Origin of the sequence: Frigoribacterium sp. Leaf263 (genome assembly GCF_001422285.1) — a bacterium.
GTDB lineage: Bacteria > Actinomycetota > Actinomycetes > Actinomycetales > Microbacteriaceae > Frigoribacterium.
Genome location: NZ_LMMO01000004.1, coordinates 497,615 through 521,151, shown reverse-complemented (window position 1 = coordinate 521,151; position 23,537 = coordinate 497,615). Strand labels below are relative to the sequence as shown.

Sequence of the window (23,537 nt, the reverse complement as noted above, 5' to 3'; positions counted from 1 at the left end):
GACAGGTGGCGGGCCGGTCGGGTCTGTTGAGTTGTGGGGCCCCGGCGGGTGACGCTGGAGGCGGTGTGAACGCGGTGTAGCCCGCCGCGCCCCCTCCATCCGATGACCGGATGAGGGGGACGCGACGGGCGGGAACTCAGTTAGACGCGACGACGCTTCGGCGGGCGGCAGCCGTTGTGCGCCTGCGGGGTGACGTCGTTGATCGAGCCCACCTCGAGGCCGGCGGCCTGAAGCGAACGGATCGCCGTCTCGCGACCGGAACCCGGACCCTTGACGAAGACGTCGACCTTCTTGACGCCGTGCTCCTGCGCCTGTCGAGCGGCCGACTCGGCAGCGAGCTGCGCGGCGAAGGGCGTCGACTTGCGCGAACCCTTGAAGCCGACCGCGCCGGACGAAGCCCAGCTCAGCACGGCACCCGAGGGGTCGGTGATCGAAACGATGGTGTTGTTGAACGTGCTCTTGATGTGGGCCTGACCCACGGCGACGTTCTTCTTCTCTTTGCGGCGGGGCTTACGCGCGGCCGACTTCGGTGCTGCCAATTTTTTCTCCTACAACCTAAGGGCGAGTACGGCGGGCGCCGGGGCCTAGCGAGCCTTCTTCTTGCCGGCGACGGTGCGCTTCGGGCCCTTGCGGGTACGAGCGTTCGTCTTGGTGCGCTGTCCGCGGACAGGCAGGCCGCGGCGGTGGCGGATGCCTTCGTAGCTGCCGATCTCGACCTTGCGGCGGATGTCGGCGGCGACCTCGCGACGGAGGTCACCCTCGACCTTGAAGTTGCCCTCGATGTGGTCGCGGAGAAGGACGAGCTGATCGTCCGTCAGGTCCTTGACGCGGATGTTGCCGTCGATCTCGGTGTCGGCGAGAGTCTGGAGCGCACGCGTGCGCCCGACTCCGTAGATGTAGGTCAGTGCGACTTCCACGCGCTTGTCGCGCGGGATGTCAACGCCTGCTAGACGTGCCATGGTGGCTTCTCCTCGGAGAGTGGTGGAGGTCTGTCACAGCACCGGTGCCCGGGCCTCCGCCCCGGGGTGTCCCCGCGACCGCCGGAGCGATCGTGGTTCTGGTGCTGCTTTGTCGGTGTTGCAGTGGACCGGCGGAGCCGATCCGGCATCTTCAGGCCGCGTCACGCGACCCGAGGGCTAGCCCTGGCGCTGCTTGTGGCGCGGGTTGCTCTTGCAGATGACCATGACGTTGCCCTTGCGGCGGATCACCTTGCAGTGCTCGCAGATGGGCTTGACGCTGGGGTTGACCTTCATTGCTGATTCCTTGATCTCGCTGGCTTCGTGCCTCACGGGTGCGTGAGGCCGTTCCTTTCCAGCACGCCCTACTTGTAGCGGTAGACGATCCGGCCGCGGGTCAAGTCGTAGGGCGAGAGTTCGACGATCACGCGGTCTTCGGGGAGGATGCGGATGTAGTGCTGACGCATCTTTCCGGAGATGTGGGCGAGAACTCGGTGGCCGTTCGTCAACTCAACGCGGAACATCGCGTTGGGAAGAGCCTCGATCACTGCGCCTTCGATTTCGATGACACCGTCTTTTTTGGCCATAGCCTCACTGTCGCTCAGGTTCGGGGGTGTTGGTCGTGCGGGGATGCGGTGAACCCGCGCACAGAACGAGCACGAGACACCAAAGGTCGAGCTTAGGTGATGCCGCTATAGTTCAGCAACCCGCGATGTCGATGCGACACGCCGGATCCGACGAGACACGCCGAAGAGGAGCCCGCATGCCCGGTCGCCCCACCCCGTCGCGGCTGCGCGGCGTCGCCCGTCACGGTCGGCTCCGTCGACGCGGACCTCTCCGCCCTCTTCTCGCCCTGGTCGCCGGCGGCCTCGCCGTCGTCCTCGTGAGCGGCGCGTCCGTGGCGGCCATCGCCGTGCGATCCGCGACGTCCGGGGTGTCGACGGTGGTGCTCGGCAACGAGGACACCGTGCGGGACGTCAAGATCTCCGAGATCCAGGGAGGCGCGAACATCCTGCTCGTCGGGACGGACGTCCGCGTGGCCGACAGCGCCATCGACGCCGGGACGACCGAGGGCGCCCGCAACGACGTGACGATCCTCGTCCACCTGTCGGAGGACCACCAGCAGCTGAGCGCCATCAGCTTCCCGCGCGACCTGATGGTCGACGTCCCCGAGTGCACCGGTCCGGATGGCACGTACTACCCCGCGGAGAGCCGCACGCAGTTCAACACCACCCTCGAACGCGGCGGCCTGTCGTGCACCGTGTCGACCGTGGAGTCCCTCACGGGGCTCGCCATCCCCTACGCCTCGGCCATCACCTTCGACGGAGTCATCGAGATGTCCAACGCCCTCGGCGGCGTCGACGTCTGCGTCGCGCAGCAGATCACCGACACCGACAGCGGTCTCGACCTGGCGGCCGGGACGCACTCTCTCCAGGGCGTCGATGCGCTGGCGTTCCTGCGCACGCGTCACGGTGTCGGCGATGGCAGCGACCTCGCGCGGATCAGCTCGCAGCAGGTGTTCCTGTCGGCCATGATGCGCCAGATCCTCTCCGTGGGCACGCTCTCGAACCCGGCGACCCTCTACAAGCTGGCGTCGGCGGCTCTCGGCAACATGGAGCTCTCGTCGACCCTCAACTCCCCCGACACGCTCGTCCAGCTCGCGTACGCGGCGCGCGGGCTCTCCCCCGCCGACATCGTCTTCGTGCAGTACCCCGTGGTCGACGACCCGTACGACTCCAACCGCGTCGTCCCGGCCGAGGCGGACGCCGCGACGCTCAACGCCGCCCTCGCCGCCGACACCAAGTTCACGGTCGGAGACGAGGCCACCGGACGCGCCTCCGTCGTCGAAGGCTCCTCGGATGCCCCCGCGCCCAGCGAGACGACCGAACCGACCGAGGCGACCGGCACCTCCCCGGCTCCGACATCCGTCCCAGATCCGGCCTCGACGGAGGCGCCGGTCTCGACGCTCCCGTCGTCCATCAGCGGTCAGACGGCGGCCGAGCAGACCTGCTCGGTCGGCAACGGCTGACCCCGGCGGCCCGAGGAGGCGCGAGAGGGTCCGGCGGGGACGTCGCGGCGACGTCGCGCCCGTCAGGCGATGGGCACCGGGCGGATGCCGAGGGGCGCGAGTCCTGAGGCTCCTCCGTCGGCTGCCGTGAGGACCCAGATGCCACCGTCGTGGACGGCCACCGAGTGCTCCCAGTGCGCGGCGTCGGAGCCGTCCGTCGTCGAGACCGTCCAGTCGTCGGCCTGCGTCACCGTGTCGATCGTTCCGAGGGTGATCATGGGCTCGATGGCCACCACGAGACCCGGCTTGACGACTGGGCTGCGACCGGACACGCGGTAGTTGAAGACCGGCGGATCCTCATGCATGGAACGGCCGATGCCGTGACCGGTGTAGTCCTCGATGATCCCGAACACGCCCTGGCTCTCGACGTGGTCCTCGATCGCGCCACCGACCTCGTCGAGTCGACGGGCGGTCGCCAGAGCCGCGATGCCGTGCCAGAGGGCCTCTTCGGTCACCCGGTTCAGACGACGGCGCTCGAAGTCCACCTCGGTGGCATCGGCCGCGTCGAGGACGAACGTGCGGGCGCTGTCGCCGTTCCACCCGTCGACCTCGGCACCGCTGTCGATCGAGACGATGTCGCCGGCGCGGAGCACGCGCTCACCCGGGATCCCGTGAACGACCTCGTCGTTGACGGAGGCGCAGACCGTGTGACTGTATCCGGGGACGAGCATGAAGTTGGGCACGCCGCCACCGTCGCGGATGACCTTCTCGGCGATGGCGTCGAGCTCGAGAGTCGAGACCCCGGGTCGGATGGCCGCGGCCACGGCGTCGAGCGACTCCGCCGTCAGCAGACCCGGACGGATCATGGACCGCATCTCGTCCCGGCTCTTGTAGATCCCGGGTCGGCGCAGACCCACGCGCGTCAGGAGGCCGCCGCGACGGGACGCAGGCCGCGGTCGTTCAGGGCCGCGTCGATGCGTGCGGCCACCTCGTCGACGCTGCCCAGTCCGTCGACGTCGACGAGCAGTCCGCGCTCACGGTACGTCTCGATGAGAGGAGCGGTCTCGCGCAGGTAGACGTCCTGACGGTGGCGGATGGCGTCTTCGGTGTCGTCGGAGCGCCCCTGCTCGAGAGCCCGCTTGCGGAGCCGCTCGACGATCGCGTCGCGGTCGGCGACGAGCTGGACGACCGCGGTGAGCGCCTGACCCTGAGCGGCGAGACGGGCGTCGAGGAACTCGACCTGAGGGATCGTGCGGGGGTAGCCGTCGAGGAGGAACCCTTCGGCCGCGTCCGCCTGGCTCAGGCGGTCGGAGATGAGCTCGTTGGTGAGGCTGTCCGGGACGTAGTCTCCGGCGTCCAGGATCGCCTTGACCTTGAGTCCGAGCTCGGTCTCGTTCTTCACGTTCGCCCGGAAGATGTCGCCCGTCGAGATGGCGGGGATCTTGAAGGCCTGAGCGATCGCCGTGGCCTGAGTGCCCTTGCCCGCGCCGGGAGGACCGACGATCAGGAGGCGCGGGCTGACCGCGCCGTCGACACCGGCGGTCATCGGAGGAGCCCTTCGTAGTGACGCTGCTGGAGTTGCGAGTCGATCTGCTTGACCGTCTCGAGACCGACGCCGACGATGATCAGGATGCTCGCGCCTCCGAAGGGGAAGTTCTGGTTCGCCCCCACGGTCGCCAGGGCGATCAGCGGGATGAGGGCGATGATGCCGAGGTACAGAGCACCGGGGAGCGTGACGCGGGTGAGCACGTAGTCGAGGTACTCGGCCGTGGGTCGACCGGCGCGGATGCCCGGGATAAACCCGCCGTACTTCTTCATGTTGTCGGCGACCTCTTCGGGGTTGAAGGTGATCGCGACGTAGAAGTACGTGAACCCGACGATGAGCGCGAAGTACACGAGCATGTAGAGCGGGTTGTCGCCTGAGGTGAGGTTGGCCTGCACCCAGCTGACCCACGCGGGAGGCGCCGTGCCGTCGGCCGGTTGGTTGAACTGAGCGACGAGAGCCGGGAGGTACAGGAGCGACGAGGCGAAGATGACGGGCACGACGCCGGCCATGTTCACCTTGATGGGGATGTACGTGTTGTTGCCGCCGTACGTCCGCCTGCCGACCATCCGCTTGGCGTACTGCACGGGGATGCGTCGCTGGGACTGCTCGACGAAGACGACGGCGGCCATGATGACCAGGCCGACGGCGATGACCATGAGGAAGATCTCGAAGCTGCGGGCCTGAGCGATGCTCCAGAGGGCCGTGGGGAAACGCGCCGCGATGGAGGTGAAGATCAGCAGCGACATGCCGTTGCCGATGCCGCGCTCGGTGATGAGCTCGCCCATCCACATGATGAGGCCGGTTCCGGCCGTCATGGTGATGACCATGAGCATCACGGCGTACCAGGCGTCGTTCGTGATCAGCTGGCTGCACTCGGCAGCGCCGGATCCGCTGAACAGGGCGCCGGAGCGGGCCACGGTGATCAGGGTCGTCGACTGGAGGATGCCGAGGGCGATGGTGAGGTAGCGCGTGTACTGGGTGAGCTTCGCCTGACCCGACTGGCCCTCTTTGTACAGGGTGTCGAAGTGCGGGATGACCACGCGCAGCAGCTGCACGATGATCGACGATGTGATGTACGGCATGATGCCGAGCGCGAAGACGGAGAGCTGGAGCAGCGCCCCGCCGCTGAAGAGGTTGACGAGCTCGTAGAGACCCGAGGTGCCCGTGTTGCCGGCCAGGCAGAGCTGCACGTTCTGGTAGTCCACGAACGGTGCGGGGATGAACGAACCCAACCGGAAGAGCGCGATGATGCCGAGCGTGAACCCGATCTTGCGACGAAGGTCGGGGGTGCGCATGATTCGCGCGACAGCTCTGAACACGTGGTGCCTCCCGGTACGAGGATAGACGACTGATGGGGGTGGCCCTTGCGGACCACCCCCTCAGGTGATTACTTGGTGACGGACCCGCCGGCGGCGACGATCTTGTCCTCGGCGGAGCCGGAGACCTTGTCGACCGCGACGGTCAGCTTGACGCTGAGGTCGCCCTGTCCGAGGACCTTGACCTTCTCGTTCTTGCGGACGGCGCCCTTCGCGACGAGGTCGCTCACGGTGACGTCCCCACCCTGCGGGTAGAGCTCGCCGAGCTTCTCGAGGTTCACGACCTGGTACTCGACGCGGAACGGGTTCTTGAACCCGCGCAGCTTCGGAGTACGCATGTGCAGAGGCATCTGCCCACCTTCGAAGCCGACCTTGACCTGGTACCGGGCCTTCTGACCCTTGGTTCCACGTCCGGCGGTCTTACCCTTCGAACCCTCACCGCGTCCCACACGGGTCTTCGCCTTCTTGGCACCGGGAGCCGGGCGAAGGTGGTGCACCTTGAGCACCTGGGGACGGGCGACGTCGTCGGACGACTTCGCGGCGGGAGCGGCCTTGGTGGTCGAACCCGTCGAAGCAGCTGCCTTGTCGGCGGCCGGCTTCTTGGCGGCGGCCTTGGGAGCCGCCTTGGTGGTCGTCGCCTTCGTGGCGGCAGCCTTCTTCGGAGCGGCCTTCTCGGCCGTCTCCTTCTTCTCGTCAGCCATTAGTCAATCTCCTCGACCTTCACGAGGTGAGCGACCGTGTTGACGTAGCCGCGGTTCTGCTTGTTGTCTTCGCGCACGACCGACTGGCCGATGCGCTTGAGGCCCAAGCTCCGCAGCGTGTCACGCTGGTTCTGCTTCTCGCTGATTACGGACTTGATCTGGGTCACCTTGAGGTTGGCGGCCATCATGCACCTGCCTTCTCGGTTGCGGCGTCGCGCGCGGCCTGCTCTGCACGGACCATGAAGGCCGGCATGACGGCGTCGATGTCGAGCCCACGACGAGCAGCGACGGCGCGCGGCTCCTCGAGCTGCTTGAGCGCCTCGACGGTCGCGTGGACGATGTTGATCGTGTTCGACGAACCGAGCGACTTGCTCAGGACGTCGTGGACACCGGCGCACTCGAGCACGGCGCGGACGGGACCACCGGCGATGACACCGGTACCGGCGGAAGCCGGACGCAGCATGACGACGCCGGCAGCGGCCTCACCCTGCACGGGGTGCGGGATGGTGTTGCCGATGCGCGGGACGCGGAAGAAGTTCTTCTTGGCCTCTTCGACGCCCTTGCTGATGGCCGTGGGGACCTCGCGGGCCTTGCCGTAGCCGACGCCGACGAGTCCGTTGCCGTCTCCGACGACGACGAGCGCGGTGAAGCTGAAGCGACGACCGCCCTTGACGACCTTCGACACGCGGTTGATCGTGACGACGCGCTCCAGGAACTGGCTCTTGTCGTCGCGGTCGCCACGGCCACGGCCACCGGCGTTGCGGTCTCCGCGGCCCTGGCCGCCACGGCGGTCGGTGCGACCACCCTCGCGGTTGTTGGACTCGGATCCGGCAGCCGTCTCGACGGGACGCTCGACGACGGCCTCGGCCGGAGCCTTGGTCGCCTCGGGCTCAGCGGGGGGTGTGGTGTTCGTAGCGTCGCTCACAGGTTCAAACCAGCCTCTCGGGCGCCTTCGGCGATGGCCGCGACGCGTCCGGCGTACTTGTTGCCGCCGCGATCGAACACGACGGCCTCGATGCCCGCTGCCTTCGCGCGCTCGGCGACGAGCTCGCCGACCTTGCGGGACTTCGCGGTCTTGTCGCCGTCGAACGAGCGCATGTCGGCCTCGAGGGTCGATGCGCTGGCGACGGTGAAGCCCTTGCTGTCGTCGACGACCTGCACGAAGACGTGCCGGGCCGAACGGGTGACGACGAGACGGGGGCGCTCTTCGGTGCCCACGACCTTCTTGCGCAGGCGGGTGTGACGGCGCTTGGTGGCGGCCGACTTGCTCTTTCCTCGTGTACCGAGACCCATGATTACTTACCTGACTTTCCGGCCTTGCGGCGGACGACCTCGCCGGCGTAGCGCACGCCCTTGCCCTTGTAGGGCTCGGGCTTGCGCAGCTTGCGGATGTTGGCGGCGACTTCGCCGACGGCCTGCTTGTCGATGCCGACGACCGTGAGCTTGTTGTTGCCTTCGACCGTGAAGCTGATGCCCGCGGGCGGCTCGACGGTGATGGGGTGCGAGTAACCGAGGGCGAACTCGACGTTCGAGCCCTTGGCCTGGACGCGGTAGCCGGTTCCGACGACCTCGAGGCCCTTCGTGTAGCCCTGCGTCACACCGATGATCTGGTTGGCGATGAGGGTACGGGTGAGGCCGTGCAGCGAACGCGACTCGCGCTCGTCGTCGGGGCGGGTCACGACGACCGTGCCCTCTTCGAGCTTGGCTTCGATGGGGCTCTTGACGATGAGCGACAGCTCACCCTTGGGGCCCTTGACGGTGACGGCCTGGCCGTCGATCTTCACGTCGACCCCGGACGGGATCGAGATGGGGAGTCTTCCGATTCGAGACATGACGAGTTACCACACGTAGGCGATGACTTCTCCGCCCACGCCCTTCTTCTGGGCCTCACGGTCGGTCAGCAGACCGGAGGAAGTCGACAGGATGGCTACACCGAGTCCACCGAGCACCTGAGGGATCTCGGTCGACTTCGCGTAGACCCGGAGACCGGGCTTCGACACGCGCTTGATGCCCTTGATGGAGCGCTCACGGGCGGGGCCGTACTTGAGGTCGATGGTGAGGGTCTGACCGACGCGAGCGTCTTCGACCTTCCACGCCTCGATGAAACCCTCGCGCTTGAGGATCTCGGCGATGTGGGACTTGAGCTTGCTGCTCGGAAGCGACACGGTCTCGTGGAAGGCCGAGTTCGCGTTGCGCAGTCTGGTCAGCAGGTCTGCGACCGGATCTGTCATCGTCATGCGATTGATCTCTTTCTCATCCGGTTTCGACATCCGGTACACCGGGTGCCGACCTGGACGATCGGGTGGTCGCAGAGCGAATCTCTGCGACCTCAGGGGAACGGTCGGCAACTCGACGTGCGAGTTGCCGACCGGACGATCTTACTTGGCCGAGTCGGCCGAACGGAACGGGAAGCCGAGCGCCTTGAGCAGCGCGCGTCCCTCGTCGTCGTTCTTGGCGGTGGTCACGACGGTGATGTCGAATCCACGCACACGGTCGATGCGGTCCTGGTCGATCTCGTGGAACATGCTCTGCTCCGTGAGACCGAACGTGTAGTTGCCGTTGCCGTCGAACTGGCGGTCGCTCAGACCACGGAAGTCGCGGATACGGGGAAGAGCGAGCGACAGGAGCCGGTCGAGGAACTCCCAGGCGCGGTCGCCGCGAAGCGTCACGTGGGCGCCGATGGGCTGACCCTCGCGGAGCTTGAACTGGGCGATCGACTTGCGGGCCTTCGTGACCTGCGGCTTCTGACCCGTGATGGCGGTGAGGTCCTTGATGGCACCGTCGATGATCTTGCTGTCGCGGGCCGCCTCGCCGACACCGGTGTTCACGACGATCTTGACCAGGCCGGGGACCTGGTGGACGTTCGTGAAACCGAAGTCGCTCTTCAGCTGCGGAAGGATCTCCGCACGGTACTTCGCCTTCAGGCGCGGGAGCGCCGTCGGGGTCGTGGTGGTGGTGTCAGTCATCAGAGGTTCTCTCCCGACGCCTTGGCGTAACGGACACGGACGGTCTTGGTGACGCCGTCCTTGGTGACCGTCTCTTCACGGAAGCCGACTCGCGTGGGCTTCTTGGTCTTGGGGTCGACGATGGCGACGTTCGACACGTGGATGGGAGCCTCGTGCGTCTCGATGCCACCGGTCTTGGTGCCGCGCTGCGTCTGGCCGACGCGCACGTGCTTCGTGACGAGGTTGACACCCTCGACGACGACGCGGTTGCGCTCGACGAGGACCTCGAGGACCTTGCCCTGCTTGCCTCGGTCGCCGCCACGCGTCTGCGTCGCGCCGGTGATGACCTGAACCAGGTCACCCTTCTTGATGTTTGCCATGACTTAGATAACCTCCGGCGCCAGCGAGATGATCTTCATGAACTTCTTGTCGCGAAGTTCGCGACCGACCGGCCCGAAGATGCGGGTGCCACGAGGGTCCCCATCGGCCTTCAGGATCACTGCGGCGTTCTCGTCGAACTTGATGTAGGAGCCGTCCGGACGACGGACTTCCTTCTTGGTACGAACGATGACCGCCTTGACGACGTCACCCTTCTTCACGTTTCCGCCGGGGATGGCGTCCTTCACCGTCGCGACGATCACGTCACCGAGGCCGGCGTAACGACGGCCGGAGCCTCCGAGGACGCGGATGGTGAGGATCTCTTTCGCACCGGTGTTGTCGGCGATCTTGAGGCGGGATTCCTGCTGAATCACTTGTGTCTCCTTCTACGCAAGCAGGCCGCGAGGCCTACTTCGCCTTCTCGAGGATCTCGACCAGGCGCCAGCGCTTGGAGGCGCTGAGCGGACGGGTCTCGCTGATCACGACGAGGTCGCCGACACCGGCCGCGTTGGCCTCGTCGTGCGCCTTGACCTTGGACGTGCGGCGGATGACCTTGCCGTACAGGGGGTGCTTGACGCGGTCCTCGACCTCGACGGTGATGGTCTTGTCCATCTTGTCGCTGGTCACGTAGCCGCGACGGGTCTTCCGGTAGCCGCGGGTCTCGACGGCTGCCGAGTCGACCTCGGTCTTGTTCTCGGTAGCCATTACTTCTCCTCGGCAGTCTCGACGGTCTCGGCGGCGGGCGCCTCGTCGGCGGCGGCCTTCTTGGTCGACTTCTTGGTCGCCTTGGGGGCGGCCTCGACGGCGACGGGGGTGGCACGGATGCCGAGCTCGCGCTCACGCAGGACCGTGTAGATGCGAGCGATGTCGCGCTTCACGGCGCGCAGGCGGCCGTGGCTCTCGAGCTGGCCGGTCGCCGACTGGAAGCGCAGGTTGAACAGCTCTTCCTTGGCCTTCTTCAGTTCGTCGACCAGACGCTCGTCTTCGAAAGTGTCGAGCTCGGTCGGACGGAGCTCCTTGGATCCGATCGCCATTATGCGTCGCCCTCCTCGCGCTTGATGATGCGTGCCTTGAGGGGCAGCTTGTGGATCGCACGAGTGAGTGCCTCGCGCGCGATTTCGTCGCTGACGCCGCTGAGCTCGAAGAGCACGCGACCCGGCTTGACGTTGGCGACCCACCACTCGGGCGAACCCTTACCGGAACCCATGCGGGTCTCGGCGGGCTTCTTCGTGAGGGGACGGTCGGGGTAGATGTTGATCCAGACCTTGCCGCCGCGCTTGATGTGACGCGTCATGGCGATACGAGCGGACTCGATCTGACGGTTGGTCACGTAAGCGGGCGTGAGTGCCTGGATGCCGTACTCACCGAAGCTGACCTTGGTGCCACCAGTGGCCTGGCCACTGCGACCGGGGTGGTGCTGCTTGCGGTGCTTGACACGACGGGGGATAAGCATGGTTACGCCTCAGCTCCTGTGGTGGCGGGTGCCTTCTGCTCGCGGGGAGCGCGGTCGCCCCCGCCGCGACGGGCACCGTCACGGTCGTTACGGCGCTCGGGGCGAGACGACTTCTGGTTCGCCTGCTCGCGTGCGAGCTCCTTGTTGGTGATGTCGCCCTTGTAGATCCAGACCTTGACACCGATGCGACCGAAGGTGGTCTTGGCCTCGTAGAAGCCGTAGTCGATGTTGGCGCGGAGCGTGTGCAGGGGCACGCGGCCCTCGCGGTAGAACTCCGAGCGGCTCATCTCGGCGCCGCCGAGGCGACCCGACACCTGGATGCGGACACCCTTGGCGCCGGCGCGCTGGGCGCCCTGGAGGCCCTTGCGCATCGCACGACGGAACGCGACACGAGCAGCGAGCTGCTCGGCGATTCCCTGCGCGACGAGCTGAGCCTCGGCCTCGGGGTTCTTCACCTCGAGGATGTTGAGCTGGATCTGCTTGCTCGTGAGCTTCTCGAGGTCGCCGCGGATGCGCTCGGCCTCGGCGCCACGACGACCGATCACGATGCCCGGACGGGCGGTGTGGATGTCGACGCGGACACGGTCACGGGTGCGCTCGATCTCGATCTTGGCCACGCCGGCGCGGTCGAGCGAGGTCTTGAGCAGGGTGCGGATCTTGACGTCCTCGGCGACGTAGTCGCTGTAACGCTGTCCCGGCTTGGTGCTGTCGGTGAACCACCGCGACACGTGGTCGGTGGTGATGCCCAGACGGAAGCCGTACGGGTTGACCTTCTGGCCCATTACTTGCTCGCCTTCTTCGTAGCGTCGGCAGCCTCGACCTCATCAGGCGTCGCGAGGACGATCGTGATGTGGCTGGTGCGCTTCAGGATCTGGAAGGCGCGCCCCTGGGCTCGCGGCTGGAACCGCTTGAGGGTTGCACCCTGATCGACGAATGCACGGCTCACGTAGAGGTCCTGCTCGTCGAGGTAGCTGTTGTCTTTGTCCGCCTTGACACGGGCGTTGGCCATGGCCGACGCGACGAGCTTGTAGACGGGCTCGCTCGCACCCTGGGGGGCGAACTTCAGGATGGCCAGGGCCTCGAGGGCCTGCTTGCCGCGGATCAGGTTGACGACGCGACGGGCCTTCATGGGGGTGACGCGGATGTGACGCACGCGTGCGATCGACTCCACCATTTCTCTCCTCCTTACGTCGCCGCGTTAGCGGCGACGACCCTTCTTGTCGTCCTTCACGTGACCACGGAAGGTGCGGGTGGGCGCGAACTCACCGAGCTTGTGGCCGATCATGCTCTCGGTCACGAACACGGGGATGTGCTTGCGTCCGTCGTGCACGGCGATGGTGTGTCCCAGCATGTTCGGGATGATCATCGATCGGCGCGACCAGGTCTTGATGACGTTCTTCGTGCTGGCCTCGTTCTGCGAGACGACCTTGCGGAGCAGGTGGTCGTCAACGAAGGGGCCCTTCTTAAGACTGCGTGGCATCTTCTACAACTCCTACTTACGCTTCTTGCCAGCGTTACGACGACGGACGATGAGCTTGTCGCTCTCCTTGTTGGGGTGGCGCGTGCGGCCCTCTTTCTGGCCCCACGGGCTGACCGGGTGGCGACCACCGGAGGTCTTGCCCTCACCACCACCGTGCGGGTGGTCGACGGGGTTCATGGCGACACCACGGACGGTCGGGCGGACGCCCTTCCAGCGCATGCGGCCGGCCTTGCCCCAGTTGATGTTCGACTGCTCGGCGTTGCCGACCTCGCCGATCGTGGCGCGGCAGCGGGCGTCGACGTTCCGGACCTCGCCCGACGGCAGACGGAGCTGCGCGTAAGGGCCGTCCTTGGCGACCAGACGGACCGAGGCACCGGCGGAGCGAGCCATCTTGGCGCCTCCACCGGGCTTCAGCTCGATGGCGTGGATGACCGTACCGACGGGGATGTTCTTCAGCGGCAGGTTGTTGCCGGGCTTGATGTCGGCACCGGCACCCGACTCGACGATGTCGCCCTGCGACAGCTTGTTCGGGGCGATGATGTAGCGCTTCGTGCCGTCCAGGAAGTGGAGCAGCGCGATGCGCGCGGTGCGGTTGGGGTCGTACTCGATGTGAGCGACCTTGGCGTTGATGCCGTCCTTGTCGTGACGACGGAAGTCGATCACGCGGTACTGGCGCTTGTGGCCACCACCGATGTGTCGCGTCGTGATGCGGCCGGCGTTGTTGCGCCCGCCCGACTTGGTCAGCGGACGGAGCAGCGACTTCTCGGGCGTCGAACGCGTGATCTCCGCGAAGTCGGCGACCGACGAACCGCGGCGACCCGGCGTCGTGGGCTTGTAGTTACGAATAGCCATGTTTTATCCCTCTGCTCCCTAGCCGACAGCCGTGAAGATGTCGATGGAACCGGACTTGAGCGTCACGATGGCGCGCTTGGTGTCTTTGCGCTTGCCGGTGCCGAAACGGGTGCGACGGGTCTTGCCCGTCCGGTTGAGCGTGTTGATGCTGTCGACCTTGACGTCGAAGATCTTCTCGATGGCGAGCTTGATCTCGGTCTTGTTCGACCGCGGGTCGACGATGAAGGTGTACTTGCCCTGATCGATCAGGGAGTAGCTCTTCTCGGAGACGACGGGCGAGATGATGACGTCGCGAGGGTCCTTGCCGTAGCCGCTCATGCGGAGGCCTCCTTCTTGGTCTTCGAGGCGACGAAGCCGTCGAAGGCGCTCTTCGTGAAGACGATGTCGTCGCTGACGAGCACGTCGTAGGCGTTGAGCTGGTCGTACGTGATCACGTGGACCGTGGTCACGTTGCGAACGCTCTTGCGGGTCAGCTCGTCGTCGCGGTCGACGACGATCAGGACGTGCTTGCTCGACGCGACGGACGCGAGGAGGTCGAGCGCGACCTTGGTCGAGATCGAATCGGCGACGAAGCTCTCGACGACGTGGACGCGGGCTCCGCGCGCACGGTCGGAGAGGGCTCCGAGCAGGGCTGCGGCGATCATCTTCTTGGGCGTGCGCTGCGCGTAGTCGCGCGGCTGCGGCCCGTGGACGATGCCACCGCCGGTCATCTGAGGGGCGCGGATCGAGCCCTGACGAGCGCGACCGGTTCCCTTCTGCTTGAACGGCTTGCGGCCGGCGCCGGAGACCTCGCCACGACGCTTGGTCTTGTGGGTTCCCTGACGGGCTGCGGCCTGCTGGGCCACGACGACCTGGTGGATCAGCGGGACGTTGGTGACGACGTCGAAGAGCTCGACGGGGAGCTCGACGGTGCCGGTCTTCGAGCCGGTGGCGTCGAGGACGTCGACCGAGGTGGCCGATGCTGTAGTGGTGGCCATGAGCTACTTCCCCTTCACGGCGGTACGGACGAAAACGATGCGGCCGCGAGCACCGGGGACGGCGCCCTTGACGAGCAGCAGACCCTTCTCGGCGTCGACGGCGTGCACCGTGAGGTTCAGGATGGTGACGCGGTCGCCACCCATGCGACCGGCCATGCGCATGCCCTTGAAGACACGGCTGGGGGTCGACGAGGCGCCGATCGAGCCGGGCTTGCGGTGGTTGCGGTGAGCACCGTGCGAGGCGCCGACGCCCTTGAAGTTGTGACGCTTCATGACACCGGCGAAGCCCTTGCCCTTGGAGGTTCCGACGACGTCGACCTTCTGGCCGGCCTCGAAGGTGTCGACCGTGAGCTCCTGACCGAGTGCGTACTCGGCGGCGTCGGCGGTGCGGACCTCGGTGAGGTGGCGGCGGGGCGTCACACCGGCTGCGTCGAAGTGTCCGACGGCGGGCTTGGTGGCCTTGCGGGGGTCGATCTGACCGGCGGCGATCTGGACGGCCGTGTAGCCGTCCTTCTCGAGCGAGCGGACCTGGGTCACGACGTTCGGCGCGATCTCCACGACGGTCACGGGGATGAGCTTGTTGTTCTCGTCCCAGACCTGGGTCATGCCGAGCTTCTTGCCGAGCAGGCCCTTGACGTTCTTGGTGGTGCTGATGGTCATGGTCGCCTCCCCTACAGCTTGATCTCGATGTTGACGTCGGCAGGCAGGTCGAGACGCATGAGCGAGTCGACGGCCTTCGGCGTCGGGTCGACGATGTCGATGAGGCGCTTGTGCGTGCGCTTCTCGAAGTGCTCGCGCGAGTCCTTGTACTTGTGGGGCGAACGGATCACGACGACCACGTTCTTCTCGGTCGGCAGCGGCACGGGGCCGACCACCGTAGCGCCCGCGCGGGTGACCGTGTCGACGATCTTGCGCGCGGAAGTGTCGATGACCTCGTGGTCGTACGACTTAAGTCGGATGCGGATCTTTTGTCCCGCCATGTGTGACTCTCTCTCATTCGGACGTCGCGCACCTCGGGGGCCGCCTGACGCTGTTTGCTGGGCAAACATCTGGCACTACGTGTCTCTCGCGTACCGCTGTTCTCGTGTCAAACATCTCGGAACCCGGGCGGAGGCCGCGGCGAAGACCCGGGGAGGGCAATCATCGCGGTCATCACCCCGCCTGTCGCACCCGGAGGGCGGACGTCGCGAGGGATTCCATTGTGAGATGTGTCCTGCTACCCGCGGCCCAGACGCATGGCGTCTGTGCACTGCCTGGCAGTGATCCATAGCGGCGCCCGTGGCGCAACTCGGAATGTTGAACTAGACGATTTTGCCACACGCCTGCATTTGCTGCAACCCGGGCGTGTCGCGGATTTCCGCAGGTGCCGCGCGCGCCTCCTGGGCGGACGCGGCACCCGCGTGATCAGGCCTGTTCGACGGGCGAGGGCCGGAACCAGGGCGGGTAGACGGCGACCCGCGGAGCGTGTCCGCCGGCGTCGGCGACGAGGGCCTTGACCGAGTCGCGGACCTTGTCGTTCGGAACGCCGACGAGGGTCACGGCGTCGAAGGCGACCCGTGACGGGACCAGGACCTCGGGCTCGAGGAGGTCGGGGTCGGCGAGCGAGAAGCGTCGCACCATGCTCGAGGCCGCGTCGACGCCGACGGCGGCGCGGACGCCCTGCACGGCGGCGTCGCCCTCGGTCACCACGAAGTCGTCACCGAGCGCCGAGACCGGGACGACGAGCATCACGAAGTCGGTCGCCTTGGCCGAGCGCGCGGCGTCCGACCACTCGTAGCCCTCCGCACCGGTGCGGAGGGTGTCCCAGGCGCTCGCATGCGGGGACAGCGAGAACGGGACGTGATCCGCCACGGGAGCACCGGAGGCGGTGGCCACGGAGGCACGGAGCGCCCGCGTCGCCTCGGAGCTCACGTCGAGCGTCGGCGTGGCACCCGCCGTGATCTCACGCGACTCGAGGATCCCCGGGAGGTTCGAGACGTGGGTCCAGTGGTAGACCCGCTGCTGGGCGAACACCGGCACGGGCGTCAGAGCGGACTGCGCCGCCACGGCCGAGGCGGCCATGTCCCGCGGGAGGGCCGGGGTGCTGCGGAGCGACTCGGGCTTCCGCGAAGCGGCGCGTCGCTTGGGCGCCAGGGTCACGACCTGACCGTCGGCGTCGACCTGGGGCTCGCGTCGGCGAGGTGCGCAGATGTCGCAGAGCTCCCTCTCGAAACCGTGGATGCACTCGTCCATCACTGCAGTATTTCCTCTCGGGCGTCGGACTCGATCCGACGCAACCCTCAACGGTACGTCATGGAGCCGAGCAGTGACTAATGCCGTGATGCCGGATCAGCGGTAGAGGAGGGCCCTGACCTCGGACTCGGCCGCGGTCGGACGCCTCGGGTCGATCGTCTCGCCGTGCTCGTAGGCGTCGACCAGTCGCGGGTCGACGTACGACCCGCGAGCGACCGTCGGGGTGTTGCCGAGCACCTCGGAAGCCGCCTGCATCGCCTGCGAGACGGCTCGGCGCCTCCTCGTCCGGGACTCCTGGGGCCCGCTCTTCGCGAGGCTGACGGCGGCGGCCACCGTGCCGTGGAGGGTCCTGAAGTCCTTGGCCGTGAAGTCGCCGCCGGTCTGCTCCTTGACGTACTCGTTGATCTCCGCCGCGTGCAACGGGCGCCAGGCGGCGCCGGCCTCGGGGCGCCAGGCCAGGAGCCGGGCCCGCGGGCCCCGGCGCTTGAGCCCCCGCACGACGGCGGCGAGATCAGGGTCCCGGATGGAGGACTCCCACGCCTGTCCGCTCTTCGCCGGGAACGACAGCGCCACGGTGTCGTCCGACACGGTGACATGGGCGCAGAGGAGCGTGGAGAGACCATGACTGCCGTGCTGCTCGGCGTAACGCTCGGACCCGACGCGGAGGGAGCCGGTGTCGAGCATGCGGAACCCCGCCGCCAGCGCCCTCGCCCGGACGGGTTCGGGCAGGTGGAGGTCACGCGTCACCCGGCCACGCGCCGCCGGAAGCGACTCCGCGAGGGACATGGCCCGGTCGAACTTGACCCGATCCTTCTGCTCGCGCCACGTCGGGTGGTAGACGTACTGACGGCGGCCCGCGGCATCGACGCCCGTCGCCTGCACGTGTCCGTTCGGATACGGCGCGATCCACACGTCGGTCCAGGCCGGCGGGATGCCGAGATGCCGGATGCGCGCCCGCAGATCGGGATCCGTGACGAGGAGGCCCGTCTCGTCACGGTAGGTGAAGCCCGTCCCCGATCGTCGGCGCGTGATCCCGGGTCGGCTGGCATCTGTACGGCGGAGACGCGGCATGCGTCGAGTCAACACCGCACCGACAGGGCCGGCATCGGCCCGGGGTACGCCATCGGGCGACCTCGGAGGACCGGGCCGCCCGACGAGGGCGTCGCTGGAGCGGTCGGGTCAGCGATCGCCGATCCGCTTGTCCGCCTGCTGGCGCGCCTGCTCGATCTTGTCGGTGTGCTTGCCGCCGGTCGCCTTGTCGGCGGCCTTCGCGACCGCGGAGAGGACGTCGTCGCTGACACCCTCGGCCTTCTCGCTCTTCAGGGCGTCCTGGACCTTGCCGTCCTTGAGGAACGCCTGGGCCTTCTTGCTGATGTCGTCGAAGCCAGCCATGAGATCTCTCCTGTCCGTGCCGGTCCGTCCGGCTCGCCTCCATGGTGGACCCGGATACGACGAAGAGGCCGGACCCCGGAGGGTCCGACCTCTCTGACGAGATCAGAAGTGCTGGAGGACCAGTACTTACTTGATGATCTTGGTGACGGTACCGGCACCCACCGTGCGTCCACCCTCACGGATGGCGAAGCGGAGGCCCTCTTCCATGGCGATGGGCTGGATCAGCTGAACGGTGATCTCAGTCGTGTCGCCGGGCATGACCATCTCGGTGCCCTCGGGCAGCGTGATGACACCCGTGACGTCGGTGGTGCGGAAGTAGAACTGCGGGCGGTAGTTCGCGTAGAACGGGTTGTGACGGCCGCCCTCATCCTTGGACAGGATGTAGACGTTCGCCTCGAACTCGGTGTGGGGCGTGATCGAGCCGGGCTTGACGACGACCTGGCCGCGCTCGACGTCCTCGCGCTTGGTGCCGCGGAGGAGGAGTCCGACGTTCTCACCGGCGCGTGCGTCTTCGAGCGTCTTGCGGAACATCTCGATGGCGGTGACGGTGGTCTTGGAGGACTTCTCCTTGATGCCGACGATCTCGACCTCGTCGTTCGGCTTCAGGATGCCGCGCTCGACACGACCGGTGATGACGGTTCCACGACCGGTGATCGTGAAGACGTCCTCGACGGGCATGAGGAAGGGCTGGTCCGTGGCACGGACGGGCTCGGGGACGTTCTCGTCGACCTGGTCCATCAGGTCGGCGACCGTGGCGGCCCACTTCTCGTCGCCCTCGAGGGCCTTGAGAGCGGAGACCTGCACGACGGGGGCGTTGTCGCCGTCGAAGTCCTGGCTGGAGAGGAGCTCGCGCACCTCGATCTCGACGAGCTCGAGGATCTCCTCGTCGTCGACCATGTCGGACTTGTTCAGGGCCACGACGATGTAGGGGACGCCGACCTGGCGAGCGAGCAGGACGTGCTCACGCGTCTGGGGCATCGGGCCGTCGGTGGCGGCGACCACGAGGATCGCGCCGTCCATCTGAGCCGCACCGGTGATCATGTTCTTGATGTAGTCGGCGTGGCCGGGAGCGTCGACGTGAGCGTAGTGACGCTTCTCGGTCTGGTACTCGACGTGCGAGATGTTGATCGTGATGCCGCGCTGCTTCTCTTCGGGCGCGTTGTCGATCTGGTCGAAGGCCGACGCCTCGTTGAGGGTCGGGTACTTGTCGTGCAGCACCTTGGTGATCGCCGCGGTGAGGGTGGTCTTGCCGTGGTCGACGTGACCGATGGTTCCGATGTTGACGTGCGGCTTGGTCCGCTCGAACTTGGCCTTAGCCACTGTGGGTCCTCCTCAGGACTCGGTTGCAGTGGAGCCGGGGGCCGGGTCGATGACCCGGCCTACCGGACACTGCGGATTGGTGTGTGTACATGTTACGCGGTCGAGGTTCGGCCGCGTGGTTCGGGACTATTCGCCCTTGTTCTTCTGGATGATCTCCTCGGCGACAGCCGAGGGGACCTCCTGATAGGACTCGAACGTCATCGAGTAGACGGCGCGGCCCGAGGTCTTCGACCGCAGGTCACCGACGTATCCGAACATCTCCGACAGCGGCACGCTGGCCCGAACGACCTTCACACCACTGGCGTCTTCCATCGACGAGATCTGCCCGCGTCGCGAGCTGAGGTCGCCGATGACGTCGCCCATGTATTCCTCGGGCGTACGGACCTCGACCGCCATGAGCGGCTCGAGGAGAACGGGCTGGGCCTTGCGAGCCGCCTCTTTGTAGGCGATCGACCCAGCGATCTTGAAGGCCATCTCGGACGAGTCGACGTCGTGCGCCGCACCGTCGAGCAGCAGCGCCCGGACGCCGACGGTCGGGTAGCCCGCGAGGACACCGACCTGCATGGCGTCCTGGATGCCGGCGTCGACCGACGGGATGTACTCGCGCGGAACGCGACCACCCGTGACCTTGTTGACGAACTCGTAGGTCGACTCCGCCGTGACCTCGAAGGGCTCGAGCGCGATCTGGACCTTGGCGAACTGACCCGACCCACCGGTCTGCTTCTTGTGGGTGTAGTCGTAGCGCTCGATGCCCTTCTTGAGCGTCTCGCGGTAGGCCACCTGGGGCTTGCCGACGTTGGCCTCGACGTTGAACTCGCGCTTCATGCGGTCGACGAGGATGTCGAGGTGCAGCTCGCCCATGCCCTTGATGACCGTCTGACCGGTCTCGGCGTTGAGCTCGACGCGGAACGTCGGGTCCTCTTCGGCGAGCTTCTGGATGGCCAGGGAGAGCTTCTCCTGGTCGGCCTTCGTCTTCGGCTCGATGGCGACCTCGATGACGGGCTCCGGGAAGGTCATCGACTCGAGGACGATCTGCTCGGAGGGGTCGCACAGGGTGTCGCCGGTCGTCGTGAACTTCAGACCGATGACCGCGTAGATGTGCCCGGCGGTGACGCTGTCGACCGGGTTCTCCTTGTTGGAGTGCATCTGGAAGATCTTGCCGATGCGCTCCTTCTTGTCTTTGGTCGAGTTGATGACCTGGGCGCCGGACTCGATGGATCCCGAGTAGACGCGCACGTAGGTCAGTCGACCGAAGAAGGGGTGCACCGCGACCTTGAAGGCCAGAGCCGAGAAGGGCTCCGACGACTCGGGCTTGCGGATGATGATCTTCTCGGCGTCGCGGACGTCGTGACCCTCCATGGGAGGCACGTCGAGCGGCGAGGGGAGGTAGTCGATGACCGCGTCGAGCATCGGCTGCACACCGCGGTTCTTGAAGGCCGAACCGCAGAAGATCGGGTAGAGCTCGGAGTTGACCGTCATCTTGCGGACGGCCGCCTTGATCTCGGCGATCGTCAGCTCTTCGCCGCCGAAGTACTTCTCGAGCAGCACGTCGTCGGACTCGGCGACCGTCTCGAGGAGCTTGGCGCGGTACTCCGCGGCCTTCTCCTTGAGGTCTTCCGGGATCTCCTCGATCTCGTACTTCGCACCCAGCTCGACGTCACCCTTGGCGTCGCCGCGCCACGTGAGGGCACGCATCTCGACCAGGTCGACGACGCCCTCGAAGGAGCTCTCGGCTCCGATGGGGAGCTGCATGACCAGGGGCTTCGCACCGAGGCGGTTGATGATCGTGTCGACCGTGAAGTAGAAGTCGGCGCCCAGCTTGTCCATCTTGTTGACGAAGCAGATGCGGGGGACGTCGTACTTGTCGGCCTGACGCCAGACGGTCTCGGACTGGGGCTCGACGCCCTCCTTGCCGTCGAAGACGGCGACCGCGCCGTCGAGCACGCGGAGCGAACGCTCGACCTCGACCGTGAAGTCGACGTGGCCCGGGGTGTCGATGATGTTGATCTGGTTCTTGTTCCAGAAGCACGTCGTCGCAGCCGAGGTGATGGTGATGCCGCGCTCCTGCTCCTGCGCCATCCAGTCCATCGTGGCCGCACCGTCGTGGACCTCACCGATCTTGTGGGTGATGCCCGTGTAGTACAGGATGCGCTCGGTGGTCGTCGTCTTGCCAGCATCGATGTGAGCCATGATGCCGATGTTGCGGACCTTGTTCAGGTCGGTGAGCACGTCCTGTGCCACGGGTTCCTCCGAAGGGGTAGGTGGGGAAGTTGGGGGGACGAGAAGGTGCGGTGCGCGTCGTGCGCACACCGCGCCTCCTCGGCCGGTTACCAGCGGTAGTGCGCGAAGGCCTTGTTCGACTCGGCCATCTTGTGCGTGTCCTCGCGACGCTTGACAGCGGCGCCCAGACCGTTCGAAGCGTCGAGGATCTCGTTCATGAGACGCTCGGTCATGGTCTTCTCGCGACGAGCCTTGGCGTAGCTGGTGAGCCAGCGGAGAGCCAGGGTGTTGGCGCGGTGGGGCTTGACCTCGACGGGGACCTGGTAGGTCGAACCGCCGACGCGGCGCGAGCGGACCTCGAGAGTCGGGCGCACGTTGTCGAGCGCCTTCTTCAGCGTGGCGACCGCATCCTGGTCGTTCTTGGCGGAGACGCCGGCGAGAGCACCGTAGACGATGCGCTCGGCGAGCCCCTTCTTGCCGTCGAGGAGGATCTTGTTGACGAGCTGGCTGACGATCGGCGCACCGTAGACCGGGTCGGCGACGACAGGGCGCTTGGGCGCGGGTCCTTTACGAGGCATTACTTCTTGTCCTTCTTCGCACCGTAGAGGCTGCGAGCCTGCTTGCGGTTCTTCACGGCCTGGGTGTCGAGGGCGCCACGGACGATCTTGTAGCGCACACCGGGGAGGTCTTTGACACGACCGCCGCGCACGAGCACCATCGAGTGCTCCTGCAGGTTGTGGCCCTCGCCGGGGATGTAGGCGGTGACCTCGGTGCCGTTCGAGAGCTTCACACGAGCGACCTTGCGGAGCGCGGAGTTCGGCTTCTTGGGGGTGGTGGTGTACACACGGGTGCACACGCCACGCTGCTGGGGGTTGGACCGCAGGGCGGGGGCCTTGGTCTTGACGACCTTCGGCGTGCGTCCCTTGCGGACCAGCTGCTGAATAGTTGGCACTGGTTCTCCTCGTTCGATCTCGACCCGGTCTGACGACCACGTCGAGTCGCGTTGCTCTCGCATCGCTCTGCTCTGTCCGGCGGATCCGCCGGCATCCTCGTCTCGGTGGCCGAGACGGTCGGTACCCGACCCGGCGCTGACGCCGAGGGGGATTTTTCGGGCGCGCAGTTAAGCGCACACCCGCTAGAGCATAGCTTCGACCCGCGGGGTTAATCAAATGTCGGTGGGCCCATCGGGGACGCCGGAGGCGGACGCGCGGCGTCAGGTGCGCGGTTCGACCCGGGAGATCGCGATCGTCCCAGCCACCACGAGGCCCGCCCAGAGCGCCGAGCCGAGGACGAGGGGCGACAGGGCGTAGCGCCCGGCGAAGAGGGCCGTCGACACGAGCTCGTCTCGGACCAGGCCGTACCAGACCGAACCGACGAGGAGCATGCCGAGGTACACCAGCACGGTGGTCGCGAGGGCCGTCGGCAGCAGCGGGGCGTGCCCCGGGCGGAACTCGTCGTCCGGGTCGAGCGACGGGCGGGCGCCGGCCCGCCGGGCCGGATCGTCGGCGGGCTGAGCCGGGAAGGCCCCGCGCATGACGGGAGCACCGCCCTCCACCGCGTCGGCCACGGCGGCCGACCGCAGCAGCGCCAGCAGGACGATCAGCACGGCGGCGGCGAACATCGCGGGGCCGAGCAGCGTCCCCGCATCGGGCTCGGAGATGACGTCGCGGTCGAGGAGCACGCTCTCGAACGCGGCGGTGGTGATGATCAGCGCCGCGAACAGCACGGTGCCCATCACCGCGTAGACGGCGCGATTCATGT

Annotated in this window: 36 protein-coding genes; 1 reads left to right on the top strand and 35 read right to left on the bottom strand. The window is 66.8% G+C overall.

The window, feature by feature from the left end; all coding sequences use genetic code 11:
- Positions 1-140 precede the first annotated feature (140 nt).
- The 4 genes from rpsK to infA form a co-directional block, all read right to left on the bottom strand.
- Entirely contained in the window at positions 141-539 is a 399-nt protein-coding gene (gene rpsK, locus ASF17_RS11810; RefSeq protein ID WP_055799944.1) for a 30S ribosomal protein S11, read from the bottom strand.
- 45 nt (positions 540-584) lie between these two features.
- Entirely contained in the window at positions 585-959 is a 375-nt protein-coding gene (gene rpsM, locus ASF17_RS11805; protein WP_055799939.1) for a 30S ribosomal protein S13, read from the bottom strand.
- A gap of 177 nt (positions 960-1,136) precedes the next feature.
- Positions 1,137-1,253: a 50S ribosomal protein L36 gene (gene rpmJ, locus ASF17_RS11800; protein WP_043593327.1), complete on the bottom strand. Its 117-nt coding sequence runs from the start codon at positions 1,251-1,253 to the stop codon at positions 1,137-1,139.
- A gap of 68 nt (positions 1,254-1,321) precedes the next feature.
- Positions 1,322-1,543 (bottom strand): translation initiation factor IF-1, encoded by a 222-nt coding sequence (gene infA / locus ASF17_RS11795; RefSeq protein WP_043593329.1) that lies wholly within the window; start codon positions 1,541-1,543, stop codon positions 1,322-1,324.
- A 176-nt stretch (positions 1,544-1,719) separates the two neighbouring features.
- Here infA and ASF17_RS11790 point away from each other — a divergent pair, with 176 nt between their 5' ends.
- Entirely contained in the window at positions 1,720-2,985 is a 1,266-nt protein-coding gene (locus ASF17_RS11790; RefSeq protein ID WP_055799936.1) for an LCP family protein, read from the top strand.
- A gap of 62 nt (positions 2,986-3,047) precedes the next feature.
- Here ASF17_RS11790 and map read toward each other — a convergent pair whose 3' ends face one another.
- The 31 genes from map to ASF17_RS11635 all read right to left on the bottom strand — a co-directional run bounded on the left by map (position 3,048) and on the right by ASF17_RS11635 (position 23,535).
- Positions 3,048-3,890: a type I methionyl aminopeptidase gene (map, locus tag ASF17_RS11785; RefSeq protein WP_268761078.1), complete on the bottom strand. Its 843-nt coding sequence runs from the start codon at positions 3,888-3,890 to the stop codon at positions 3,048-3,050.
- The gene (locus ASF17_RS11780; protein ID WP_055799932.1) at positions 3,887-4,510 is read right to left on the bottom strand and encodes an adenylate kinase; all 624 of its coding nucleotides are present in this window, start codon (positions 4,508-4,510) and stop codon (positions 3,887-3,889) included. The genes map and ASF17_RS11780 overlap by 4 nt, the downstream gene beginning before the upstream one ends.
- A complete protein-coding gene (secY, locus tag ASF17_RS11775) occupies positions 4,507-5,829 on the bottom strand; it encodes a preprotein translocase subunit SecY (protein ID WP_055799928.1) in 1,323 nt (440 codons plus the stop codon). Before secY ends, ASF17_RS11780 begins: the two co-directional genes overlap by 4 nt.
- Before the next feature lie 68 nt (positions 5,830-5,897).
- Positions 5,898-6,527, bottom strand: coding sequence for a 50S ribosomal protein L15 (gene rplO / locus ASF17_RS11770; protein WP_082475306.1), 630 nt, complete (start codon positions 6,525-6,527; stop codon positions 5,898-5,900).
- The gene (rpmD, locus tag ASF17_RS11765) at positions 6,527-6,712 is read right to left on the bottom strand and encodes a 50S ribosomal protein L30 (RefSeq protein WP_055799925.1); all 186 of its coding nucleotides are present in this window, start codon (positions 6,710-6,712) and stop codon (positions 6,527-6,529) included. The genes rplO and rpmD overlap by 1 nt, the downstream gene beginning before the upstream one ends.
- Positions 6,712-7,452: a 30S ribosomal protein S5 gene (rpsE, locus tag ASF17_RS11760; RefSeq protein WP_055799922.1), complete on the bottom strand. Its 741-nt coding sequence runs from the start codon at positions 7,450-7,452 to the stop codon at positions 6,712-6,714. Before rpsE ends, rpmD begins: the two co-directional genes overlap by 1 nt.
- Positions 7,449-7,820: a 50S ribosomal protein L18 gene (rplR, locus tag ASF17_RS11755; protein ID WP_055799919.1), complete on the bottom strand. Its 372-nt coding sequence runs from the start codon at positions 7,818-7,820 to the stop codon at positions 7,449-7,451. The genes rpsE and rplR overlap by 4 nt, the downstream gene beginning before the upstream one ends.
- 2 nt (positions 7,821-7,822) lie before the next feature.
- Positions 7,823-8,359 carry a 50S ribosomal protein L6 gene (rplF, locus tag ASF17_RS11750; RefSeq protein WP_055799916.1) on the bottom strand — a complete coding sequence of 179 codons (537 nt, stop codon included), beginning with the start codon at positions 8,357-8,359 and terminating at the stop codon, positions 7,823-7,825.
- Positions 8,360-8,365: 6 nt separating this feature from the next.
- Complete coding sequence (gene rpsH / locus ASF17_RS11745; RefSeq protein WP_055799913.1) at positions 8,366-8,764, bottom strand: 30S ribosomal protein S8; 399 nt, start codon at positions 8,762-8,764, stop codon at positions 8,366-8,368.
- Positions 8,765-8,905: 141 nt separating this feature from the next.
- Entirely contained in the window at positions 8,906-9,493 is a 588-nt protein-coding gene (gene rplE / locus ASF17_RS11740) for a 50S ribosomal protein L5 (RefSeq protein WP_055799910.1), read from the bottom strand.
- Positions 9,493-9,852 (bottom strand): 50S ribosomal protein L24, encoded by a 360-nt coding sequence (gene rplX, locus ASF17_RS11735; protein WP_055799906.1) that lies wholly within the window; start codon positions 9,850-9,852, stop codon positions 9,493-9,495. Before rplX ends, rplE begins: the two co-directional genes overlap by 1 nt.
- 3 nt (positions 9,853-9,855) lie before the next feature.
- Positions 9,856-10,224, bottom strand: coding sequence for a 50S ribosomal protein L14 (gene rplN, locus ASF17_RS11730; protein ID WP_043593350.1), 369 nt, complete (start codon positions 10,222-10,224; stop codon positions 9,856-9,858).
- 34 nt (positions 10,225-10,258) lie between these two features.
- Positions 10,259-10,555: a 30S ribosomal protein S17 gene (gene rpsQ / locus ASF17_RS11725; RefSeq protein WP_055799902.1), complete on the bottom strand. Its 297-nt coding sequence runs from the start codon at positions 10,553-10,555 to the stop codon at positions 10,259-10,261.
- A complete protein-coding gene (rpmC, locus tag ASF17_RS11720) occupies positions 10,555-10,884 on the bottom strand; it encodes a 50S ribosomal protein L29 (RefSeq protein ID WP_055799900.1) in 330 nt (109 codons plus the stop codon). The genes rpsQ and rpmC overlap by 1 nt, the downstream gene beginning before the upstream one ends.
- The gene (rplP, locus tag ASF17_RS11715; protein ID WP_055799897.1) at positions 10,884-11,303 is read right to left on the bottom strand and encodes a 50S ribosomal protein L16; all 420 of its coding nucleotides are present in this window, start codon (positions 11,301-11,303) and stop codon (positions 10,884-10,886) included. The genes rpmC and rplP overlap by 1 nt, the downstream gene beginning before the upstream one ends.
- Before the next feature lie 2 nt (positions 11,304-11,305).
- A complete protein-coding gene (gene rpsC, locus ASF17_RS11710; protein ID WP_043593357.1) occupies positions 11,306-12,085 on the bottom strand; it encodes a 30S ribosomal protein S3 in 780 nt (259 codons plus the stop codon).
- Positions 12,085-12,477, bottom strand: coding sequence for a 50S ribosomal protein L22 (gene rplV / locus ASF17_RS11705; protein WP_055799894.1), 393 nt, complete (start codon positions 12,475-12,477; stop codon positions 12,085-12,087). The genes rpsC and rplV overlap by 1 nt, the downstream gene beginning before the upstream one ends.
- 24 nt (positions 12,478-12,501) lie before the next feature.
- Complete coding sequence (rpsS, locus tag ASF17_RS11700) at positions 12,502-12,783, bottom strand: 30S ribosomal protein S19 (protein WP_055799891.1); 282 nt, start codon at positions 12,781-12,783, stop codon at positions 12,502-12,504.
- A gap of 12 nt (positions 12,784-12,795) precedes the next feature.
- Positions 12,796-13,635 carry a 50S ribosomal protein L2 gene (gene rplB, locus ASF17_RS11695; protein ID WP_055799887.1) on the bottom strand — a complete coding sequence of 280 codons (840 nt, stop codon included), beginning with the start codon at positions 13,633-13,635 and terminating at the stop codon, positions 12,796-12,798.
- Between the two features lie 18 nt (positions 13,636-13,653).
- Positions 13,654-13,953 carry a 50S ribosomal protein L23 gene (gene rplW, locus ASF17_RS11690; RefSeq protein WP_055799883.1) on the bottom strand — a complete coding sequence of 100 codons (300 nt, stop codon included), beginning with the start codon at positions 13,951-13,953 and terminating at the stop codon, positions 13,654-13,656.
- Positions 13,950-14,612 carry a 50S ribosomal protein L4 gene (gene rplD, locus ASF17_RS11685; RefSeq protein ID WP_055799880.1) on the bottom strand — a complete coding sequence of 221 codons (663 nt, stop codon included), beginning with the start codon at positions 14,610-14,612 and terminating at the stop codon, positions 13,950-13,952. Before rplD ends, rplW begins: the two co-directional genes overlap by 4 nt.
- A 3-nt stretch (positions 14,613-14,615) precedes the next feature.
- Positions 14,616-15,266, bottom strand: coding sequence for a 50S ribosomal protein L3 (gene rplC / locus ASF17_RS11680; protein ID WP_167627285.1), 651 nt, complete (start codon positions 15,264-15,266; stop codon positions 14,616-14,618).
- A gap of 17 nt (positions 15,267-15,283) precedes the next feature.
- Positions 15,284-15,592 carry a 30S ribosomal protein S10 gene (rpsJ, locus tag ASF17_RS11675; RefSeq protein ID WP_043593369.1) on the bottom strand — a complete coding sequence of 103 codons (309 nt, stop codon included), beginning with the start codon at positions 15,590-15,592 and terminating at the stop codon, positions 15,284-15,286.
- Between the two features lie 424 nt (positions 15,593-16,016).
- Positions 16,017-16,844, bottom strand: a complete 828-nt coding sequence (locus ASF17_RS11670; protein ID WP_055799874.1) for a DarT ssDNA thymidine ADP-ribosyltransferase family protein — start codon at positions 16,842-16,844, stop codon at positions 16,017-16,019.
- 96 nt (positions 16,845-16,940) lie between these two features.
- Entirely contained in the window at positions 16,941-17,915 is a 975-nt protein-coding gene (locus tag ASF17_RS11665) for a DNA topoisomerase IB (RefSeq protein ID WP_055799872.1), read from the bottom strand.
- A 108-nt stretch (positions 17,916-18,023) separates the two neighbouring features.
- The gene (locus tag ASF17_RS11660) at positions 18,024-18,236 is read right to left on the bottom strand and encodes an Rv0909 family putative TA system antitoxin (protein WP_055799870.1); all 213 of its coding nucleotides are present in this window, start codon (positions 18,234-18,236) and stop codon (positions 18,024-18,026) included.
- A 126-nt stretch (positions 18,237-18,362) separates the two neighbouring features.
- Complete coding sequence (gene tuf, locus ASF17_RS11655) at positions 18,363-19,556, bottom strand: elongation factor Tu (protein WP_055799868.1); 1,194 nt, start codon at positions 19,554-19,556, stop codon at positions 18,363-18,365.
- A 126-nt stretch (positions 19,557-19,682) separates the two neighbouring features.
- Complete coding sequence (gene fusA / locus ASF17_RS11650) at positions 19,683-21,797, bottom strand: elongation factor G (protein WP_055799864.1); 2,115 nt, start codon at positions 21,795-21,797, stop codon at positions 19,683-19,685.
- An 86-nt stretch (positions 21,798-21,883) separates the two neighbouring features.
- On the bottom strand, positions 21,884-22,354 hold the full coding sequence (gene rpsG, locus ASF17_RS11645) for a 30S ribosomal protein S7 (RefSeq protein WP_055799861.1): 471 nt from the start codon (positions 22,352-22,354) through the stop codon (positions 21,884-21,886).
- Positions 22,354-22,728 carry a 30S ribosomal protein S12 gene (rpsL, locus tag ASF17_RS11640; RefSeq protein WP_043593380.1) on the bottom strand — a complete coding sequence of 125 codons (375 nt, stop codon included), beginning with the start codon at positions 22,726-22,728 and terminating at the stop codon, positions 22,354-22,356. Before rpsL ends, rpsG begins: the two co-directional genes overlap by 1 nt.
- A gap of 261 nt (positions 22,729-22,989) precedes the next feature.
- Positions 22,990-23,535 (bottom strand): DUF6121 family protein, encoded by a 546-nt coding sequence (locus ASF17_RS11635; RefSeq protein WP_055799855.1) that lies wholly within the window; start codon positions 23,533-23,535, stop codon positions 22,990-22,992.
- Positions 23,536-23,537: the final 2 nt, after the last annotated feature.

What these genes read in the sequence shown, in the direction of transcription:
- ASF17_RS11660 (WP_055799870.1), bottom strand. Translation starts at nt 18,236, where the DNA reads ATGGCTGGCTTCGACGACATCAGCAAGAAGGCCCAGGCGTTCCTCAAG.
- rpmJ (WP_043593327.1), bottom strand. Translation starts at nt 1,253, where the DNA reads ATGAAGGTCAACCCCAGCGTCAAGCCCATCTGCGAGCACTGCAAGGTG.
- rpmC (WP_055799900.1), bottom strand. Translation starts at nt 10,884, where the DNA reads ATGGCGATCGGATCCAAGGAGCTCCGTCCGACCGAGCTCGACACTTTC.
- rpsC (WP_043593357.1), bottom strand. Translation starts at nt 12,085, where the DNA reads ATGGGCCAGAAGGTCAACCCGTACGGCTTCCGTCTGGGCATCACCACC.
- rpsS (WP_055799891.1), bottom strand. Translation starts at nt 12,783, where the DNA reads ATGCCACGCAGTCTTAAGAAGGGCCCCTTCGTTGACGACCACCTGCTC.
- rplE (WP_055799910.1), bottom strand. Translation starts at nt 9,493, where the DNA reads ATGACTGACACCACCACCACGACCCCGACGGCGCTCCCGCGCCTGAAG.
- rpsG (WP_055799861.1), bottom strand. Translation starts at nt 22,354, where the DNA reads ATGCCTCGTAAAGGACCCGCGCCCAAGCGCCCTGTCGTCGCCGACCCG.
- rplO (WP_082475306.1), bottom strand. Translation starts at nt 6,527, where the DNA reads ATGGCTGACGAGAAGAAGGAGACGGCCGAGAAGGCCGCTCCGAAGAAG.
- ASF17_RS11780 (WP_055799932.1), bottom strand. Translation starts at nt 4,510, where the DNA reads ATGACCGCCGGTGTCGACGGCGCGGTCAGCCCGCGCCTCCTGATCGTC.
- infA (WP_043593329.1), bottom strand. Translation starts at nt 1,543, where the DNA reads ATGGCCAAAAAAGACGGTGTCATCGAAATCGAAGGCGCAGTGATCGAG.
- rpsQ (WP_055799902.1), bottom strand. Translation starts at nt 10,555, where the DNA reads ATGGCTACCGAGAACAAGACCGAGGTCGACTCGGCAGCCGTCGAGACC.
- ASF17_RS11665 (WP_055799872.1), bottom strand. Translation starts at nt 17,915, where the DNA reads ATGCCGCGTCTCCGCCGTACAGATGCCAGCCGACCCGGGATCACGCGC.
- rplX (WP_055799906.1), bottom strand. Translation starts at nt 9,852, where the DNA reads ATGGCAAACATCAAGAAGGGTGACCTGGTTCAGGTCATCACCGGCGCG.
- ASF17_RS11635 (WP_055799855.1), bottom strand. Translation starts at nt 23,535, where the DNA reads ATGAATCGCGCCGTCTACGCGGTGATGGGCACCGTGCTGTTCGCGGCG.
- rplW (WP_055799883.1), bottom strand. Translation starts at nt 13,953, where the DNA reads ATGAGCGGCTACGGCAAGGACCCTCGCGACGTCATCATCTCGCCCGTC.
- rpsJ (WP_043593369.1), bottom strand. Translation starts at nt 15,592, where the DNA reads ATGGCGGGACAAAAGATCCGCATCCGACTTAAGTCGTACGACCACGAG.
- rpsH (WP_055799913.1), bottom strand. Translation starts at nt 8,764, where the DNA reads ATGACGATGACAGATCCGGTCGCAGACCTGCTGACCAGACTGCGCAAC.
- rplF (WP_055799916.1), bottom strand. Translation starts at nt 8,359, where the DNA reads ATGTCTCGAATCGGAAGACTCCCCATCTCGATCCCGTCCGGGGTCGAC.
- rplV (WP_055799894.1), bottom strand. Translation starts at nt 12,477, where the DNA reads ATGGTGGAGTCGATCGCACGCGTGCGTCACATCCGCGTCACCCCCATG.
- ASF17_RS11670 (WP_055799874.1), bottom strand. Translation starts at nt 16,844, where the DNA reads ATGGACGAGTGCATCCACGGTTTCGAGAGGGAGCTCTGCGACATCTGC.
- rpmD (WP_055799925.1), bottom strand. Translation starts at nt 6,712, where the DNA reads ATGGCCGCCAACCTCAAGGTGACCCAGATCAAGTCCGTAATCAGCGAG.
- rplR (WP_055799919.1), bottom strand. Translation starts at nt 7,820, where the DNA reads ATGGGTCTCGGTACACGAGGAAAGAGCAAGTCGGCCGCCACCAAGCGC.
- ASF17_RS11790 (WP_055799936.1), top strand. Translation starts at nt 1,720, where the DNA reads ATGCCCGGTCGCCCCACCCCGTCGCGGCTGCGCGGCGTCGCCCGTCAC.
- rpsM (WP_055799939.1), bottom strand. Translation starts at nt 959, where the DNA reads ATGGCACGTCTAGCAGGCGTTGACATCCCGCGCGACAAGCGCGTGGAA.
- rplB (WP_055799887.1), bottom strand. Translation starts at nt 13,635, where the DNA reads ATGGCTATTCGTAACTACAAGCCCACGACGCCGGGTCGCCGCGGTTCG.
- rplP (WP_055799897.1), bottom strand. Translation starts at nt 11,303, where the DNA reads ATGCTTATCCCCCGTCGTGTCAAGCACCGCAAGCAGCACCACCCCGGT.
- rplD (WP_055799880.1), bottom strand. Translation starts at nt 14,612, where the DNA reads ATGGCCACCACTACAGCATCGGCCACCTCGGTCGACGTCCTCGACGCC.